Origin of the sequence: Aquibacillus saliphilus (assembly GCF_020404745.1) — a bacterium.
In the GTDB taxonomy this organism is placed as follows: Bacteria; Bacillota; Bacilli; order Bacillales; family Amphibacillaceae; genus Aquibacillus; species Aquibacillus saliphilus.
The window spans coordinates 24,849-42,574 of sequence record NZ_JAIZAP010000023.1 but is presented as its reverse complement, the minus strand read 5'-3'; the positions used below and the strand labels follow the sequence as shown (position 1 = coordinate 42,574).

Annotated in this window: 19 protein-coding genes; 14 read left to right on the top strand and 5 right to left on the bottom strand. The window is 35.8% G+C overall.

All coding sequences use genetic code 11. The features are described from left to right. Positions 1 to 4 precede the first annotated feature (4 nt). The 3 genes from typA (at position 5) to LD272_RS19005 (ending at position 3,392) form a co-directional block, all read left to right on the top strand. The gene (gene typA, locus LD272_RS19015) at positions 5 to 1,831 is read left to right on the top strand and encodes a translational GTPase TypA (protein WP_226038179.1); all 1,827 of its coding nucleotides are present in this window, start codon (positions 5 to 7) and stop codon (positions 1,829 to 1,831) included. 69 nt (positions 1,832 to 1,900) lie between these two features. Beyond that, a complete protein-coding gene (locus LD272_RS19010; protein ID WP_226038178.1) occupies positions 1,901 to 3,058 on the top strand; it encodes a PQQ-dependent sugar dehydrogenase in 1,158 nt (385 codons plus the stop codon). A gap of 52 nt (positions 3,059 to 3,110) precedes the next feature. Further along, on the top strand, positions 3,111 to 3,392 hold the full coding sequence (locus LD272_RS19005; protein WP_226038177.1) for a YkvA family protein: 282 nt from the start codon (positions 3,111 to 3,113) through the stop codon (positions 3,390 to 3,392). Between the two features lie 97 nt (positions 3,393 to 3,489). Here the strand turns inward: LD272_RS19005 and LD272_RS19000 are convergent, their stop codons facing one another. From LD272_RS19000 to LD272_RS18985, 4 genes are all read right to left on the bottom strand, one after another. Then, positions 3,490 to 5,214, bottom strand: coding sequence for a M56 family metallopeptidase (locus LD272_RS19000; RefSeq protein WP_226038176.1), 1,725 nt, complete (start codon positions 5,212 to 5,214; stop codon positions 3,490 to 3,492). A gap of 757 nt (positions 5,215 to 5,971) precedes the next feature. Further along, positions 5,972 to 6,118, bottom strand: coding sequence for a YfhE family protein (locus tag LD272_RS18995; RefSeq protein WP_226038175.1), 147 nt, complete (start codon positions 6,116 to 6,118; stop codon positions 5,972 to 5,974). Positions 6,119 to 6,336: 218 nt separating this feature from the next. Beyond that, complete coding sequence (locus tag LD272_RS18990; RefSeq protein WP_226038174.1) at positions 6,337 to 6,879, bottom strand: HD domain-containing protein; 543 nt, start codon at positions 6,877 to 6,879, stop codon at positions 6,337 to 6,339. A gap of 72 nt (positions 6,880 to 6,951) precedes the next feature. After that, positions 6,952 to 7,761, bottom strand: a complete 810-nt coding sequence (locus LD272_RS18985; protein ID WP_226038173.1) for a DUF2935 domain-containing protein — start codon at positions 7,759 to 7,761, stop codon at positions 6,952 to 6,954. A 420-nt stretch (positions 7,762 to 8,181) separates the two neighbouring features. Here LD272_RS18985 and LD272_RS18980 point away from each other — a divergent pair, with 420 nt between their 5' ends. From LD272_RS18980 to LD272_RS18955, 6 genes are all read left to right on the top strand, one after another. Next, on the top strand, positions 8,182 to 9,366 hold the full coding sequence (locus LD272_RS18980; RefSeq protein ID WP_226038172.1) for a CapA family protein: 1,185 nt from the start codon (positions 8,182 to 8,184) through the stop codon (positions 9,364 to 9,366). 223 nt (positions 9,367 to 9,589) lie between these two features. Continuing rightward, on the top strand, positions 9,590 to 10,405 hold the full coding sequence (locus LD272_RS18975; protein WP_226038171.1) for a DUF368 domain-containing protein: 816 nt from the start codon (positions 9,590 to 9,592) through the stop codon (positions 10,403 to 10,405). Positions 10,406 to 10,468: 63 nt separating this feature from the next. Next, positions 10,469 to 10,789, top strand: a complete 321-nt coding sequence (locus tag LD272_RS18970) for a thioredoxin family protein (protein ID WP_226038170.1) — start codon at positions 10,469 to 10,471, stop codon at positions 10,787 to 10,789. 386 nt (positions 10,790 to 11,175) lie between these two features. Further along, a complete protein-coding gene (locus LD272_RS18965; RefSeq protein ID WP_226038169.1) occupies positions 11,176 to 11,553 on the top strand; it encodes a cupredoxin domain-containing protein in 378 nt (125 codons plus the stop codon). 138 nt (positions 11,554 to 11,691) lie between these two features. Continuing rightward, positions 11,692 to 12,381, top strand: coding sequence for an ABC transporter ATP-binding protein (locus tag LD272_RS18960; RefSeq protein WP_226038168.1), 690 nt, complete (start codon positions 11,692 to 11,694; stop codon positions 12,379 to 12,381). After that, the gene (locus tag LD272_RS18955; protein ID WP_226038167.1) at positions 12,381 to 13,820 is read left to right on the top strand and encodes a hypothetical protein; all 1,440 of its coding nucleotides are present in this window, start codon (positions 12,381 to 12,383) and stop codon (positions 13,818 to 13,820) included. Before LD272_RS18960 ends, LD272_RS18955 begins: the two co-directional genes overlap by 1 nt. Before the next feature lie 8 nt (positions 13,821 to 13,828). Here the strand turns inward: LD272_RS18955 and LD272_RS18950 are convergent, their stop codons facing one another. Continuing rightward, positions 13,829 to 14,440, bottom strand: coding sequence for a class I SAM-dependent methyltransferase (locus LD272_RS18950; RefSeq protein WP_226038166.1), 612 nt, complete (start codon positions 14,438 to 14,440; stop codon positions 13,829 to 13,831). A 141-nt stretch (positions 14,441 to 14,581) separates the two neighbouring features. Here LD272_RS18950 and LD272_RS18945 point away from each other — a divergent pair, with 141 nt between their 5' ends. From LD272_RS18945 to LD272_RS18925, 5 genes are all read left to right on the top strand, one after another. Then, positions 14,582 to 15,043, top strand: coding sequence for a MarR family winged helix-turn-helix transcriptional regulator (locus LD272_RS18945; protein ID WP_226038165.1), 462 nt, complete (start codon positions 14,582 to 14,584; stop codon positions 15,041 to 15,043). Between the two features lie 319 nt (positions 15,044 to 15,362). Continuing rightward, positions 15,363 to 15,989, top strand: a complete 627-nt coding sequence (locus LD272_RS18940) for an SDR family oxidoreductase (protein WP_226038164.1) — start codon at positions 15,363 to 15,365, stop codon at positions 15,987 to 15,989. Positions 15,990 to 16,183: 194 nt separating this feature from the next. Next, positions 16,184 to 16,420, top strand: a complete 237-nt coding sequence (locus LD272_RS18935; protein WP_226038163.1) for a glutaredoxin family protein — start codon at positions 16,184 to 16,186, stop codon at positions 16,418 to 16,420. Positions 16,421 to 16,507: 87 nt separating this feature from the next. Beyond that, positions 16,508 to 16,900: a YppG family protein gene (locus LD272_RS18930; RefSeq protein WP_226038162.1), complete on the top strand. Its 393-nt coding sequence runs from the start codon at positions 16,508 to 16,510 to the stop codon at positions 16,898 to 16,900. 69 nt (positions 16,901 to 16,969) lie between these two features. Further along, entirely contained in the window at positions 16,970 to 17,653 is a 684-nt protein-coding gene (locus LD272_RS18925) for an alpha/beta hydrolase (protein WP_226038161.1), read from the top strand. Positions 17,654 to 17,726 lie beyond the last annotated feature (73 nt).

The following is a 17,726-nucleotide window of genomic DNA, read 5'->3' as shown; positions in this document are numbered from 1 at the left end:
CATTATGCAATTAAGAGAAGACATTCGTAACATAGCAATCATTGCTCACGTTGATCACGGTAAAACCACTTTAGTAGACCAGCTACTTCGTTACTCTGGAACATTCAGAGCAAATGAACATGTGGACGATCGTGCAATGGATTCAAATGATCTTGAAAAAGAACGCGGAATTACCATCCTAGCTAAAAATACAGCAATTGAATATAAAGACACACACATTAATATTATGGACACACCTGGACATGCTGATTTTGGCGGTGAAGTTGAACGAATCATGAAAATGGTTGATGGTGTTCTACTAGTCGTAGATGCTTATGAAGGTTGTATGCCACAAACTCGCTTTGTTTTGAAAAAGGCATTGGAGCAGAAATTAAACCCTGTTGTAGTATTAAACAAAATTGACCGTCCTAGTGCTCGTCCTCAACAAGTAATAGATGAAGTGCTTGATCTATTTATCGAACTTGGTGCGGATGATAGTCAATTGGAATTCCCAGTAGTTTATGCTTCTGCACTAAATGGAACATCTGGTAATGAACCGGAAGAACAAGAAGAATCTATGGAAGCTGTTTTTGAAACAATTATGGAAAATATTCCAGCTCCTTTTGACACTTCTGAAGAACCTTTACAGTTCCAAATTACATTACTTGATTATAATGAATACCTTGGACGTGTTGGTATAGGTCGTATCTTCCGCGGATCAATTAAAGTTGGTCAGCAAGTATCATTAATGAAAAAAGATGGATCTGTTAAAAATTTCCGTATATCTAAACTGTTTGGTTTTATCGGATTGAAGCGAATTGAAATCCAAGAAGCGCAAGCTGGTGATATTATTGCATTAGCTGGACTAGAAGATATTAACGTAGGTGAAACAGTATGTCCGACTGATCACCAGGAAGCATTGCCAATTCTTAGAATTGACGAGCCAACTCTACAAATGACTTTTGTAGTTAACAACAGTCCTTTTGCTGGTAGAGAAGGTAAATATATCACTTCTAGAAGAATCGAAGAGCGTCTGATGACTCAGCTTGAAACAGATGTTAGTTTACGCGTAGACCCAACAAGTTCACCGGATGCATGGACTGTATCTGGTCGTGGTGAATTGCACCTTTCTATTCTAGTTGAAAATATGCGTCGTGAAGGATATGAAATTCAGCTATCGAAGCCACAGGTAATTATTAAGGAAATAGATGGTGTTCGTTGTGAGCCTGTTGAGCGTGTGCAAGTAGATGTGCCAGAAGATCATACTGGTGCTGTTATGGAATCACTTGGTGCTCGTAAAGGTGAAATGGTTGATATGGTTAACCAAGGAAATGGACAAGTGCGTATGGAATTTAAAGTCCCATCCCGTGGATTAATTGGTTATTCCACTGAGTTTATGACTCAAACAAGAGGTTATGGAATTATTAACCACACCTTTGATAAATATGAGCCACTTGCTCAAGGTCAAGTAGGCGGCAGACAACGTGGAGTCCTAGTTGCTATGGAACAGGGTAAAGCATCCACTTATGGAATTATGGGACTTGAGGACCGCGGTACAATCTTTGTAGAACCAGGTACTGAGGTTTATGCAGGGATGATTGTTGGAGAGCATAATCGTGAGAATGATCTAACTGTTAATATCACAAAAGAAAAGCATCTCACTAACGTACGTTCCGCTAATAAGGATCAAACGTCAACAATCAGAAAAACACGTTCGTTAACGTTAGAAGAATCAATCGAATATTTAAATGATGATGAGTATTGTGAAGTAACTCCTGAATCAATTAGAATTCGTAAGAAAATCTTAAATCACAACGAGCGTGAAAAAGCAGCGAAGAGAAAAACTGTATAATTAAACTAAACCAGTGAATTAATTACGATTCACTGGTTTTTCTCTATTCATTTAAGGATATATTGATAATTGAGAGAATTTACAAGGTCAAATAGATTAGGAGTGATAGTTATTAATAAGTATTTAATGCTATTAACTTTATTTCTTCTTGTTGGTTGTGCAGGTTTGGAAAATTCGGGAAATAACTCAGAAAGTTCTAAAACGGACAATCAAGAGGATTCACAACCTATATCAGAGAAACAACCAAGTGGGAGTGAAGCTGTTAGTGGAAGTAGTGAAATAGAAGTTATTGCCAGTAATTTAAATGCCCCTTGGGAGATAGTGCAATTTAATGAAGCTATCTATATAAGCGAACGGCCGGGTTCAATAGCTAAGATTGTAGAGAATGAAGTCATAAAAAAGCCGGTCCATTTAGAAAAATCCCTAGCAGATCGCCCGGAGGCGGGATTACTTGGTCTAGCATTCCCCGATTCATTTGTTGAGAATAAAGAAGCTTTTGCCTATTATTCTTATGCAAATGAACAAGGTGTATTTCAACGAATTGTAACAATACAAGAAAAAGATAATCAGTGGGTAGAAACGGGTGTATTAATTGATGAAATTCCAGGTGGGAATTATCATCAAGGAGGTAGAATTGAAATAGGTCCCGATCAAAAGATCTATGCTACAACCGGTGATGCAACAAACCCTGACCTAGCGCAGGACTTAGATAGTCTTGCTGGGAAAATTTTAAGAATCAATCAAGATGGTACCATACCAAATGACAATCCATTTGAAGATTCTTACCTGTACACACTTGGACACCGCAACCCGCAAGGTCTAGCATGGGACGAGGCTGGAAATTTATATGCTACCGAACATGGTAACCAAGCACACGATGAAATTAATCGTATTCGCCCAGGCAATAATTATGGCTGGCCAGAAATTGAGGCAAATCAAACACGAGATGGAATGGAAGTACCATTAGTGTATTCGGATGAATTCACGTGGGCACCTTCTGGAATGACATTTTTAAATGGAGAATTTTATTTCGCGAGTCTACGAGGAGAAGCGATACGAAGGTTTGATGTCGAATCTGCATCTCAGGAGATTATTTTGGATGGATATGGTAGGATCCGTGATGTTCTTGCAACTGAAGCGGGGGTTTATTTTATAACAAATAATACAGATGGTAGGGGGAATCCATCAGATCAAGATGATCGCCTGCTATTGATAAAGAAGGATTAATTTTTAAGTTTGAAGTAAAGTCCTTTTAATAATGAAACGGAGGGAGAGTCAGATGATTAGATTTGGGCGTAGATTGAAATTTTTATTTAATTTTAAAAAATCCATTCCTTTTTTAAAAGAATTCTTTTTATCTAGCGATGTAAAATTGGGTACCAAGATGTTCTCTGTACTATTAATTATCGGTTACATTATCTTCCCTTTTGATATTATTCCTGATTATTTATTAGTATTTGGAATCGTTGATGATGTTGCAATTGCTAGCTTAATTCTACAACAAATTATTAAAGTCGCACCAAATCATATAAGAGAGAAATACGACTTAACTAAAACGTGAATGTCACATTTTTAAATTACAACCAACATAAATGACCATTTAAAGGACTAGAAGATAAAATACTTCTAGTCCTTCCTTTGTTTTTCGAAATGTCTGTTTAGTTCCTTAATTTTTTGAACGAAAATGACTCTTTGTGTCGATCTATAAACCAATGTTTACATATTGTTCGTCCCCAACTGTACCCATGTTCTGTTAGTACTTTTACTCGCCAATACATTGGGGGATGGGGAAGCATTTGAAACTCCAAAATTCGAAGCCACCAAGATGACCGGTCAAGAGAAGACTCTTTTACTCTATTCTCCCCCTTTGCTGCACTATACTCAAGATTCTTTAGTGAATCATCATCTTGTCTATTAGCAAGTGTAGTTAGACTTTCGGCCATTTGAACAGTACCACCCTTAAGAAAAGAAGCACCTAAATGATCAGCTCGAACCTCCATCAATTGTGAATAGAAGGATTGATATACTGGATAAAGTATCATTAAAAACCAAATGACGAAAAACAGTGGAATTGCGTTTGCTTCTAAATCAGATATGTTCTCAACTAAGAGGTAAAGGATACCTAGCATAATGAGTAAAAAGGCGGTGTTCCAAATTTGTCCCCACATGACATCACGTTTTTTTACATGCACAGCCTCGTGTGCGAGTATTCCTTCAATCGTTTCAATAGGTAGCTTAATGGTAGCGGTCGTCAGTGTTACCATCGATCGTCCAATATTCATTCCTGTCGCTAGACCGTTATATTGATCAGATTCTGTCTCGTAAACTTTCACATCTGGAATCCCAGCATTTTTAAAAACTTTTTTTGCTGATGCGATAACTTCTGAATTTTTTGTTTCCTTGGCGTCCATGGCAATACTTAGGATACGATCCGATATATATAAATTGAAAATCCAGTAGAATAGGGCAAAAGTAATCATTAACCACATTGGTGTTTTGAGAAAATATAATAATAATAACAAACCTGTGTAGGCGGAAATCCCTTTAACAGTCATGGCAAAGTAAAGCTTTCCGAGTAAGCGTTTGATGTTTTTCTTATGGTAAAAGGGCAGGATGCTCAGTGGCTTTTCAACCTTTTCGGATAGTGTGTTGTTTTCTAAAGTAGTTCTCCAAGTTTCTGTTTCATTTACAGTAAGGTACACAGTTTCTCCTGGGAAATGAAGTCTCAATACTTGTTGAAAGCTCGTGGTGAAATCAGAATTTGTTGTGAACAATGAGAAGTATGGATGTAGCTTTAGTATATCTGCTGATGATTCAACTTTAACTGTTTGCAAATCTTTGGTAGGGAATTTCCTCGCATTAAATCTAGAAAGTATATATAAAGTTTCAGTATCTTTTGAATAACAGACTTTTACATGAGCGTAAGTTATAAATCTTTTCACCATCACAGTAGCTGCTGAGAGTATTGTGTAAGCGATAAAAAATTTTAACGGACTCGTTTCTGGTCCAAAGATTAAAAATAAAATTGCGCTAGCAAACACAACCGCTGCGAATCCAAAGTCAAGAAAGATTCGTGACAATTTTCGGTTTAATTTAACGTTTTCGACATGAATTGAACGGAGTTCTTCTTTTAGTTCACGATATTTCGCTTCCCCTTCTGTTAAAGAAAAAAATGCAAGCCAGCCACTTGAGATAAATGCTATATACATAAAGCTGTCTAGGAAAGTATATTGATAAAAAACAACTCCAAGTGCAACCAGGGCACTAGTTATTTCCAGGGTATTAGCTAATTTTTCATTAAATCTTCTAGTTAGAAATCCTAATAAATGAATTATGATACCTATTGATAAACTTATTGTTATTTCGATAAGACTCAGAAGCATTCCTTCACCATATCCTCTCTTCATAGTTACTATATTTATATTATAAATGAAAAAAGAATGTATCGTATAGAAATAGTAACTATTTAACAGAAAAAAAGATGAGTGCTAAATCAGCGCTGCGGAAATACACTTCGCTTTCCGCGGGGGGCTGCTGAGCCTCCTCGTGCTGCGCACTGCTGGGTCTCATCTATGCCTTTCCTCCCGCAGGACTTGAATAGACATCCTTGAATCATCATCGCACGCAGAAAATTCGGTTTGTGAATTTTCAAGGAGTCTTCGTGTATTTCCTCCGCTTAGAATAGCTTTCTATTAAAGTGGGAAGAACTCCGAAAAATGTTGAATTGACGGTAAATAGGTACTCGCTAATCAGAACACCACTACTCAGCGAAAGCAGAATACGAAGACTCCTATGGGAACAGCGAAAGGGTTTCGATGGGACGAGTAATCGCCGTCCCACGAGCCGAAGACCCCGGAAGAATTGTTCTTTAATTCTGAGGAGGCTGAGGCCGTGCCCATGGAAAGCGAAGTATTCTGCTGAAGCGGTCGTATAGCACTCGATTCACTGGAAGAATTAAATTCTAACCAAAGTTACGTCGGAGTCTATAGAAATTACTCAGTAAGGTTCAATAACTAGAAATAGCAAACAATCTTTTAGAAAAAAGCCTAACGTAAGGAAGGAATTAGATTTAAAAAAACAACAAAAAGAGGTTAGGTAGCGGGGGGGCCGAACTACCTAACCTCTTGTATTATAAGTTTATTATTCTTCTTTTCTATTTAATGCTTGTTTTCTATAACCGCCAGCAATATCAGCTTGTTTGAAGTCTTTGTTGTAGTGCACCTCTTGTGCATCTGATAATTCAACTCCAACTTGTTTAGTGGGTTGATATTGTATCTTTCTTCCCATGTATAAACATCCTTTCAAAAATCATTTGTTTCTATATGGTTATAATTTATATTTACCCGTGTTTTAATTAGTTAAAACATAAAAATAACATTTTTTAAAAGACTTTTTAAAAAGTGTTATAACAAACTGGGTGTTGCCATCATCCTAAAACAGATAGGATTATTCTTAAATGATACTCAAATGCTTAGGCATCCTAACTATTATCTAGCTCTCCACTATCAAACAAATGTCTCAAGCATTTTTTTATACCTATTAAATAACGCAGGATGTTCATTTTCGTTTAGTTCATGAACCAAGCTATTATAGATAGATGAGTAATACCATTTTTGTTTTTCTTTGCCTGCTTTAAAAGAGTCCCATATAGTAATGCCAATTTCATGCTCTTTTTCAAGAATAGATGTTAAATTATCAATCTTGTCGGCACATACTACAAGCTTTGCTTCTAGTGGGGCGTTTTTAATTGTTTCAATTGTATGTTGTTTACGCTCATGCCAGGAAAGCGACTTATCCGGCTCGGATGCGTAAGCAACAAGCTGTGCAACTTTTTCGCCGAATATCTGGCTGATTTCTTCGAGAGTCCCGTCTGTATCTTCGACTACATCATGTAGTAAACCAGCAGTAACAATATCTTCTTCAAGTCCATCTTGTAATAGTAGCATACCAACCCGAAAAGGGTGCGATATGTAGGGCGTCTCATCCAATTTTCGTTTTTGACCATCATGTTTTCGTGAAGCATAATCAATAGCTTTATTTAATTCCATACAATCACCTCAAGCTATATTATACCTTTAAAAATAAGCAGACTACAAAAGGGAAAATCCTTTTTGTAGTCTCTAATTGGGATCAACTGTTCTTGGTTTTGTAGGGTCACAATCTAGGGGAGTAGAACTTGTTGATTCTGCAAGTTTCATTAGATAATAACATTCTTCCCTGGCCATATGGTCGGCCATTAAAGCAGAGAATGTTCCAAGTACAGTTTCGGATAGTTCCATTTCTTCCAATTCATGTAGAAATGTTCGAAATAGGTTTAATTCTACTTCGACATCCGTGTTAAATCTATCTAAAGCAGGAAATGAGTCAATATTCGACCGTAAATAGCCAGTTAGTTCTATTGCTTTTAAATAAAAGTTACTAAAATGCTTGGAAAATTCCTTACTTTTACTCTTCAATCTTTTTTCAACGCCGTCCATTTCATCATTAATGGCACCGGCATGACCGGAAGCATCTAATAACCAAACTAAATGATGGTGAAGCTCATGATAAACAGGTGGTAACTCCCCTTGTTTTAAATGATTTAGCACAAGTTGATACTCTTCTAATTCGTTAACCATATGGTTAATGAATGTAGGACTTAAATGAATTCCGATTCCACCAATCAAATGTCTTTTAATAATAGAAAGCTTGAATTGTTTAAGGTGATCAACAGCTGATTCCGCTTGTTTAGTGAAGGCAATAGCATTTGATTCAGTTATGGTTTTAGATTGCTCAAGTAAGTTATCAAAGCGCGTGACAAAATCTCTTGCTAGTTCAATATCCTCTGTTTCTTTTGGATAGAGAGAATCTCGTATAAACCTTGAGTGATCACCTAGCACTTGTAGCCAAAATTGATGTTCGAAAGATGCACCTCGGATAAAATCGGCCAAAATAGCTCAACTCCTTTGTTATACTATCAACTATTGATACAAATAATGCGGAAAAACAATAACTAAACCTTTCACTCGGAATTCAGGTGAGAGGTTATTTTCATATGTTTATTAATCAAGTTTATTCATTGGTATAAGAAAATAGTATAGTTTTCCATTTTTTGGGTTTGTCTCACCTTTAAACGCGCATAAGATTTAGAAAGGTTAGAAACATAACAAATAGAGTCAATTTCATAATTACACTATCAAGCCATATCACCAACAACATATAGTTTGAAAAGGTTTAATCCTTGATGGGGTAAATAGGTATTATGTTATTAATTAAATTAATTTTCTAAAAAGTTGTAATATGTTGTAAGATAAAAGGGAAATACACAGTAACAAGAACTGACGATTAGTTACAAGAAAGGAGACATCCTGGTGAATAAAAAAGTAATTGCATTAATTTTATCCTTATTTGTAGCTATTTTTATTTCTGCCTGTGGATTAAAAGAAGAAAGTAGTAATTCAGATAAAAATAGCGAGGCACTACAAAAAGCGAAAGTTTCGGAGCTTACGCAAAAAGAGATGCCCAAGGAACCTAGGACGATAACGAATGAAATTACCTTGTCGGCAATAGGAGATATGTTAATCCATAGTAGAGTATATAAGGACGCACAGACAAATGAAGGTTATGACTTTAGTCCAATGCTAACGGATGTAAAGCCGTTTTTAGAGCAATCAACAATTACAATGGCTAACCAAGAGACAATGATTGGAGGCACTGATTTGGGTCTGTCCACTTACCCTATGTTTAACAGCCCGCATGAGGTAGGAGATGCTTTACTCGATGTCGGTGTTGACGTAGTAACCTTGGCAAACAATCATACTTTAGATCGTGGTGAGGAGGCTGTTCAGAGTGCAATTGGACACTGGGAAACAATTGATATGATGTACACAGGTTCTTACAAAAATGAGGAAGATAGTGAGAAAATCCGTGTTTACCAAACAGAAGAAAATATAGATGTTGCTTTCTTAAGCTTTACCTATGGAACGAATGGTATCCCAGTTCCAGAGGGGAAAGATTATTTGGTCAATTTAATAGATAAGGAAAAGATATCCAGTGATGTCAAAATGGCTAAAGATAAAGCTGATGTTATCATCCTGAGTCTCCACTTTGGGACTGAGTATCAAAGAATGCCTAGTGATGAACAAAAAGAGCTAGTTCAGTTTGCTGCTGATCAAGGAGTTCATGCTGTAATTGGGCATCACCCTCATGTTCTCCAACCAGTTGAATGGGTAGAAGGAAAGAATGGAAACGAAACATTAGTGGCTTATTCATTAGGGAATTTCTTATCAGGTCAAGATGACTTTTATCGTAGAATTGGTGGTGTCGTCAGTTTCACTATAGAGAAGACAACAAGGGGCGGTGAGCAAACGATAAACTTAAAAAAACCCCAGTTCTTGCCTACATTTGTCATGTCAGATAAAGAACAGTCTTATAAAGTGATGCCTATGTACCAACTTACAAATAATCAATTATCTAATGCTGATGAACATTACCGAGAAATCAAGCAACACATGTCACAATGGATGCCAGACTTAGAATTTATAGAAAGTAATTAGTTGAATGAAGAATTAATAAACGTATCATTGTATTTGAAATTCAATACTTACTTTAATTGTCGAATACTATGTTCCAAACGTGAATGGACTCCTTTTTAATTCCTCTTGAATTGTCATTACGTGGTAATTAATATATAATTTCACCGTAAATTTTGATATACTATCTGAGATTATGAATTGGAGAGAGAAAGTGGTACTACTACGTACTAAAGGAGATAACTAAATGGAGTGGAAAAATATTTATCGTGGTCTGCTAATGGGCGCAAGTGACGTAGTTCCAGGCGTAAGTGGTGGGACAATCGCTGTCGTACTTGGTATCTATGAGCAATTAATCGAAGCAATAAATGGTTTTTTTAGTAAGGAGTGGAAAAGGCACTTAGGTTTTTTAATCCCTTTGGGTGTTGGCATTCTTGTTGCTATTAAGGTACTAGCAGGACTAATCGAATGGTTATTTGAATATCATCCAGGACCAACACAATTCGCCTTTTTAGGGTTAATTATTGGCGTATTACCGTACTTATTTCATAAATCTGATGCTAAGAGTAACTTTAAAGCAAAACATATATTACTTCTTTTCATTGGTGCGGCCATTGTAACTTCGATGCTTTTTGGGGGTTCAGAAGAGACAGAGCCGTTGACTAATTTCACGTTAACCTCTTATTTATGGTTATTTATGTCTGGTTTTTTGGCTAGTGCGGCAATGATATTACCAGGTGTGAGTGGCTCATTTTTATTGTTAATTATTGGTTCCTACAGTACTGTGTTAAACGCTATAAATGTACTGAATTTCAATGTTATTGCTGTTGTAGGAATTGGAATTTTGTTGGGTATATTAACTATGAGTAAGGTCATCCATTTCTTCTTAGAAAATTACACGACTGGAACATTTGCTGTTGTGATTGGACTCGTTATCGGGTCAGTTTTTGTTATCTTTCCAGGTTGGCCGGTAAGTGCTGAAGGATTGATAACAAGTGTTTTAACATTCGCAACAGGCTTACTTGTCGCTTTTTTATTAGGGCGAATTGAATATAAACAATAGGCACAAAACTTGATTGGGTTGAACAGCAATGGTACTTTTACCTTTAAGAAGGGGGTTTTGGTTATGGAACAAATTAAAACAAATGAACAATTTAATGAAGTGATTAACTCTGAGAAACCAGTAATTGTGAAATTCTTTGCTGATTGGTGTCCGGATTGTAAGCGAATGGATATGTTTATTGGTGATATATTGGAAGAATATAAGCAATATGAATGGTACGAAGTCAACAGTGATGAAGTAGCAGGAATTGCACAAGAACATGATGTTATGGGTATTCCAAGTATCCTGATCTTTCAAAATGGTGAAAAGCTAGCTCACCAACATAGCGCGTACACAAAAACACCCGAAGAAGTAGAAGAGTTTTTACAACAGCAATTGGGTTAATAGAAATACAAAGCAAAACTCCCGATATGAGCGGGAGTTTTTTCTTAAATTTTTGAGGATTTACTACTCAAAATGATATGAAAAGTGAAAAACGCTGATTTAACTCCATTTAAAATGACTTAGTAAATGTAATTAATGACCTTGGTAATTAATTGCGGCGCTCTGTCCACCGGGGTGTTTAATCGAAGGGCTTCGCTTTTAAAGAAGATATGGGTTAACAGAAGCAGGCCATAAATTTCGCGCTTCGATGTCCAGCTCCGGCGCCTACGCTTTTGTTCTTTTCATCAACTTGTTCACTAAAGTGTCAATATAAAGGAGTTTAATCAGCTGTTGAGAAGAGCTATACTACTATAAGAGTGAAAAAGTAAGAGGGGGATATCTAAGTTATGAAAAAAAGTTTACTTACTTTGATAACAGTAGGTCTTATAGTGTTTCTCACAGCTTGTGGAGGTGGAGAAAACTCGGATGATACGGTACAAAACGAAGCGGCTGATGGTAACGAGGGACAAGTTATTACTATGACGGCATCAAATTTTGAATTCGATCAAGCAGAGTACACTGTATCAAAAGGAGAGCCAGTTACTATTAATTTTACTACCGAAGAAGGAATGCATGGAATAGGAATCGATGAATTTGGTGTTAAAATTCAAGGTGATGGTTCAGCGACCTTTACTCCAGAAGAGCCTGGTGAATATGTTATTTACTGTAATATAGCTTGTGGGACTGGACATTCCCAAATGAAGTCGACTCTGATTGTGCAATAGCAATTTAAACCGTAAAGATACTCTACTGATTGAGTATCTTTTTTTGTTGTTAAAAAAGGAATATGAAAAGTTTAGCAGAATAAGAAACTAGTGAGGCGGATACTGCCGTATGAAAAATGGAGAAAGGGTGTGGAGCTGGTGGAAGGGTTACAATTACAGGACGTTACTGTTTCAATTAGAGATGACGTGATTTTAGATCAAATATCCTTTACCGTTAGGCCAGGCACAGTTACTGCACTCATTGGTCATAACGGATCAGGTAAATCAACGATTATGAAAACGATTCTAGGTTGGCAGGAAAAAAAAGAAGGGAAGGTTTCTCTTCATCATATTGATCAAGATGATGCCTTTTTAACTTTTAAACGAGATTTATCGTACATTCCAGAAGAGCCATTTTTATTATCTGAGCTAACTATTATGCAGCATTTTCAGTTATATGGACAAAGTTATCAAGTGGAAGAATTTCAATTATCAGAACGGATTAACGAATTTATTAAGCATATGGAAATTGATGATAAGTTGGATCAATACCCAGAATCTCTTTCCAAAGGAATGCGTCAGAAGGTGCAAGCAATTTGTGCTCTCTTACCTGATGTGTCGTTAATGCTTATTGATGAGCCGTTTATGGGACTTGATGTATATGCAAGTGATTATTTACAAGAAAAAATTGTTGAGAAGGCTAAAATGGGAACAACTATTTTGCTTACATCTCACCAGTTGGACAGAATTAAGGATTTTGCTGATAACTATATTATGTTACAACAAGGTAAAATTGTTGATCAAGGACCAATTAGTTCTCTTCCAGAATTGAAAAGGAGATTTGAGTAATGAGTTCAAATTCTTCTACATTAAATGCTTATATTAATGTAAAGAAAAATAGAATAAAGAAAAAACAAAAATTGTACAAACTTGCGCTAGGTGTAAGTCTTGATGTAACCATCTCTATCTATCTGGCAGCGTTTATTGTGTTTGGTGGATTAATTTTATATAGTGAAATCCAACAATACCAAGCTCAGATTTTTAAAGTTGAAGAGATACTTAAAAGTAATTACCAAAGTGTAATCTATCTTATAATCCTCCGCTCGATGATTGGTTCTTTTGTTAGACCGGGTATAGTGTTTTCGAGTGCCGAACTTATGTTAAGTCTTTTACCGCATTCAAGAAATCAACTGTGGAAATACTGTTTACTAGAGAAGTTAATTAAATTACTTGCTGCTGTACTACTTGCTACGATAATTTTGCTTATGCTAGTTACAGATCTATCCGGATTATTTCTGTTGTCGGTACTTGGATTGGTTTATACAGTTCAAACGTTAATGATGATTCCACAATGGAGACTGTATCAACGTGGTACCGTTGCTAAGATAAGTATAATTTTTGTTGTAATCGTGTTGGCAGGATTGGTGAGACTATCAGTTGAATTTTTTTCCATTGATCAATGGATTGCTATCGTATTCTTTTACGTATTATTAGTCGGAATAAATATTGCTTTGTCAAAAAAACTGTTCAGACATGTTAACTGGATGAAAGTGGTTGAAACGAATGATCAATTGATCTGGAGCATGTGGTTTATTAATAAAATATCTAATGTAGAAATCAAAGCCCCAAAGAAATATGGGTTGTTACAGCAGTTATTCAGAAGTAACAAAACAAAACAAGCCTTCTCCTATCAGAACCCAAATCAAATGTATCGAAGACTTTGGAAGTTATACTTTTTTGAGCATAAAGTTCAAGTCTTCCAAACAATTGGTGGAATTGTACTAATTATGGTGTTACTGAGTTTTCATAATGAGTGGACGGTCGGAGTTGGAGTAAGTATTGCTGTTTTCTTGTTTGGTCAAATGGCAGCGAGCTTCTTTGTGGGAGGATTTGACGATAAATTAGTATTTAGTTTGCCATGGGACTTACAAGCCTGGAAACAATCTTTTTTGACATGGGTTTATGGTGGAGGAGTATTTGTTTTACTAATCATAGCAACAGTTCTAGTGTTTTATTCCCAACATATACTGTGGATACCTTTGCAACTTGTCTTTTACATATGTGTAACAATTTATTTCACTTCAGAGTTAATTAATGAACGCTGTTATATTTTAAGTAGGTCATCTGATAGGATATCCGCTAGGAATACTAGTTTAATTATTTTGTTATTTATCATAGTGGCCTTGAGTATATCTTTCCCGTATTTGTCTGTCGTTTTTTTGTACGTGTACTTTATGAAAATAACGAAAAGAAGGTCAAAACCTATAAATCATTCACTTTATCAGTAGTCAATGATTTATTTTTTACATACAGCAATTCCTAACGGATAGTTACGAGCTGTTTGATATGGTTCAATTAACACACCTCTTTGACAATAAAATTCTTTCTCAGAATAGATTTCAAAAAGTGTGTGAAATTCTTCAGGTATTAATTGATGAACATGGAAGGGTGAGCCACAAGGTATACCTCTTCCCTTACCGAACGGTGTAGAAATAACTAGAATTCCGCCTGGCTTTAATAATGAATAGTAATTGTTTAATAATTTACTTTCTTGTTCAATATGCTCAAGTGTTTCGAAGCTAACAATCGTATCAAACTGCCCAAGCTTGTCGACAAGATTTTCATCAGTGGCATCAACAACTTGGAAGGAAGACTTTGGATGATAGTATTTGCCCTTAGCATACTTGATAATTTCAGGGTCAATGTCGACACCTATTATTTCAACTACATCCGATTTCTTTTTCGTAGCAATCATATGAGTTCCATAACCCGCACCACAGGATAAATCAAGAACTCTCCCTTTAACAAGGGTTAAAGAAAATTGATATCTTGCAATGTGTTCAAGCAGTAGATTATTCATTGGATTCATTAATTCTGGTATCACGCGTTCCCCGGTATCAGATATCAAATTGAGCACCGCTTTCTATATAATTCACTTTTAGTATGCCATAATAGTACAAAACTGTATAGATGGCGGATGTTTGACAATGGAATCCAGAATTTAATATAATACGTTTAATTCGAGATAACTTTAGAGAGGGTGAGTGTAATGGATAAACAATTATATAATCAGAAAAAGCAGGATCCCTCATTAAAATTGTTTGTTGTATTAACAAAGGCGTATCGTTCAGTAGTGGACCAAGTAACCGTTGATATTCGGAAAAAAGGATTAAACCCCACCGAATTTGGTGTATTGGAACTTCTTTATCACCAAGGGGAGCAGCCATTACAAAAAATTGGAGATAAAATTTTATTAGCAAGTGGTAGCATAACTTATGTTGTCGATAAGTTAGAGCAAAAGGGATATGTTACTAGAAAGCCTTGTGAAAAGGACCGTCGAATAACTTATGCTTCAATTACTGATGATGGGAAAATCCTATTGAATGAAATTTTTCCAGAACATTGGCAGCAGATAGAATCGATAACTGACGGCCTCACAACAGAGGAAAAAAGACAGGCAATACACTTGTTAAAGAAAATGGGAATGCATGCTGATCAACTAAAGAAATAAATTGGTAGCAACAGAATAGTTTTAATGTGATTTTTGTCACTGCTAAGATTATTTGTGGCGATTAATATAGTAGTTGAGATTGGGATGTCTCTGCTCTATAAATACTAGTTCAACAAGTATTATAGAGACACTTGTTGAACTAGAGAATCTTGACGTACGGGTCAAGTTTTCATGAAACGAACCGCTTATCTTAGTAAATGGATAGGCGGTTTGTTTTTTTTTGTTCTTATAGCACTTTTAACAAAAAAAGGTAGCGAGAGCAGTTTATTATCTATTCTACTTGGGAATAACATGATTAGATTTGAAAAGGAGGAAAAGTATGAATGTATTAGTTATAGGTGCTAATGGCAAGGTTGGTAAACACATTGTTCAGAAATTGCTAGATTCTGACCACCAACCTATTGCCATGATAAGAGATACAGATCAAATTCCCTTCTTTGAAGAGATGGGTGCAAAAACAGTTTTAGGCGATCTAGAAAGTGACTTTTCAAATGCGTTTTTTAATGTTGACGCTGTGATTTTCGCAGCTGGTTCTGGACCTAACACTGGAGCAGATAAAACAATAATAATTGACCAAGAAGGTGCAATCAAATCGGTGAATTTAGCTAAACAATATGATGTGAAACAATTCATCATGTTAAGTTCAATTAAAGCCGACCAACCAGAGTCAGTAAACGAGATGAAACATTATCTTTTTGCTAAACATCGTGCTGACGAGTATTTAAAAGATTCTGGTTTAAACTATACAATTATACGTCCTGGCGGGCTAACTAATGAAGCTGGTACAGGTAAAGTGCAAATGCAAGAACATATAGATGGATTTGGTATGATACCAAGGGAGGATGTAGCTGCTACAATTGTGCATCTATTATCGGTTCCAAAAGCTAGAAATAAAAGTTTTGATTTAATAAGCGGTCAGACAGTATTAGATGAATTATTATACTAATTACAAAAACTCCTATCCGACGCCGGAAAGGAGTTTTTTAGTGTGACACAAAAAATAATAATTATCATATATTATTTTATTTTCATAGGTAATTTGTATTATTTATTTTTCGAAGATGGGTTTATAGATAGAGAATCGGGGTATTGGATAATTGAATAGGACATGCCAAATAAAATAGAAGGAGGAGGCGCAGCATGATTGAACAAGATGTCGTTGTTTATGTTAGTAATAATTGTAGACAATGTAATAAAGTTCTTTCTTTATTAGAGGATGGGAATGTTCCATATACCAAGAAAAATACTTCTGTAAATAAAGACTATATGAAAGAACTACAAGGTGAAAGAATCTACGGTACACCAGCCACGTTTGTTAATAATGAAATTGTTCTGGGTATGCAAAAAAGTAAGTTGCAGCGTGTACTTGGAATTTAATCATATATTGTTCATCTTCTTTTATTAACCACTTAATCATTTATTGCATAAAATAGAAATAAATAATAAGTGTTAAGAGGTGTTCACATGAATAACTGGAGATCGTCATATTACCCACACTATTATAGTCATACACCATCACTCCCATATTCGGCACAAGCTCATAGTCCAAATGGAGAAATTACACCACAAGAGGGAGTTGCGCCAAATTTTGTTACACCATATGAACATTTTGCAAAACCGCAGCAACCACTGCAAACAATTCAACAAGCGCAATGGAGTAATCAATACCCGCCTGTTGGTGCGCCAGGCCAATCATTGAACCAGCCTCCAAAGAATTTAATGAGCTACTTTCAGGATAAAAACGGTCAAGTAGATATCGATAAAATGCTTAATACAGTCGGACAAATGGCAAATACGTATCATCAGGTTTCGCCTATTGTCAAAGGTATTGGATCTTTTATGAAAGGATTCAGATAATTTGAAGTAGGAGAGACTATCTTAGGTAACTACAAATAATGGGCTTAATAACGTAAAGGGAGATTCATTATGGTGGGATGTTTATGTATTCATGGATTTACTGGAGGAGCCTATGAAGTCGCCCCATTAGCTAACTATTTAAAAAAATACACGAATTGGCAAATAGAAGTTCCAACCTTACCCGGTCATGGTGAAGAACTTCAATTAGAAAAAGTAACTTTTCAGGAGTGGCTTGACCACGCGGAATCCGAATTAATTAAATTAATGGAAGAATGCGATAAAATATATCTTATTGGTTTTTCTATGGGGGGAATGATCGCTTCATACCTCGCAGCCAAACATGATGTTACTAAACTAGTTTTGTTAGCAACATCTAGAAAATACATTTGTTTAAAGCAGATGACAATGGATATAGGCCGATTTATTAGGGAAGGGTTGTTGGGCCAATTAGAAGATGACTTGGTTTACCAACGCTATATCCAAAAAAAAGGTTCTATTCCAATATCATCAATGATTGAATTTTTAAAATGCATGAAATTCACAAAACCCTATCTAAAAAAAGTAAATTGTCCTGTATTAATTGCGCAAGGAATACAAGATAGTATGGTTCCATATAAAACCGCAGCCTATTTAGATAAAGAGATACCAACAGAGACGGAGGTAATCTTTTTCAATGATTCCAAACATCACATTTGTTTGGGGTCAGACAAAGACGTTTTAATTAATACAGTTAATTCTTTTTTATGGACTTAAGAAATTATAAAATGGACTGCTATCGATAGTTAATTCCTGAGTTAGCCACGTCCAGCTCCGGCGCCTAACCCCT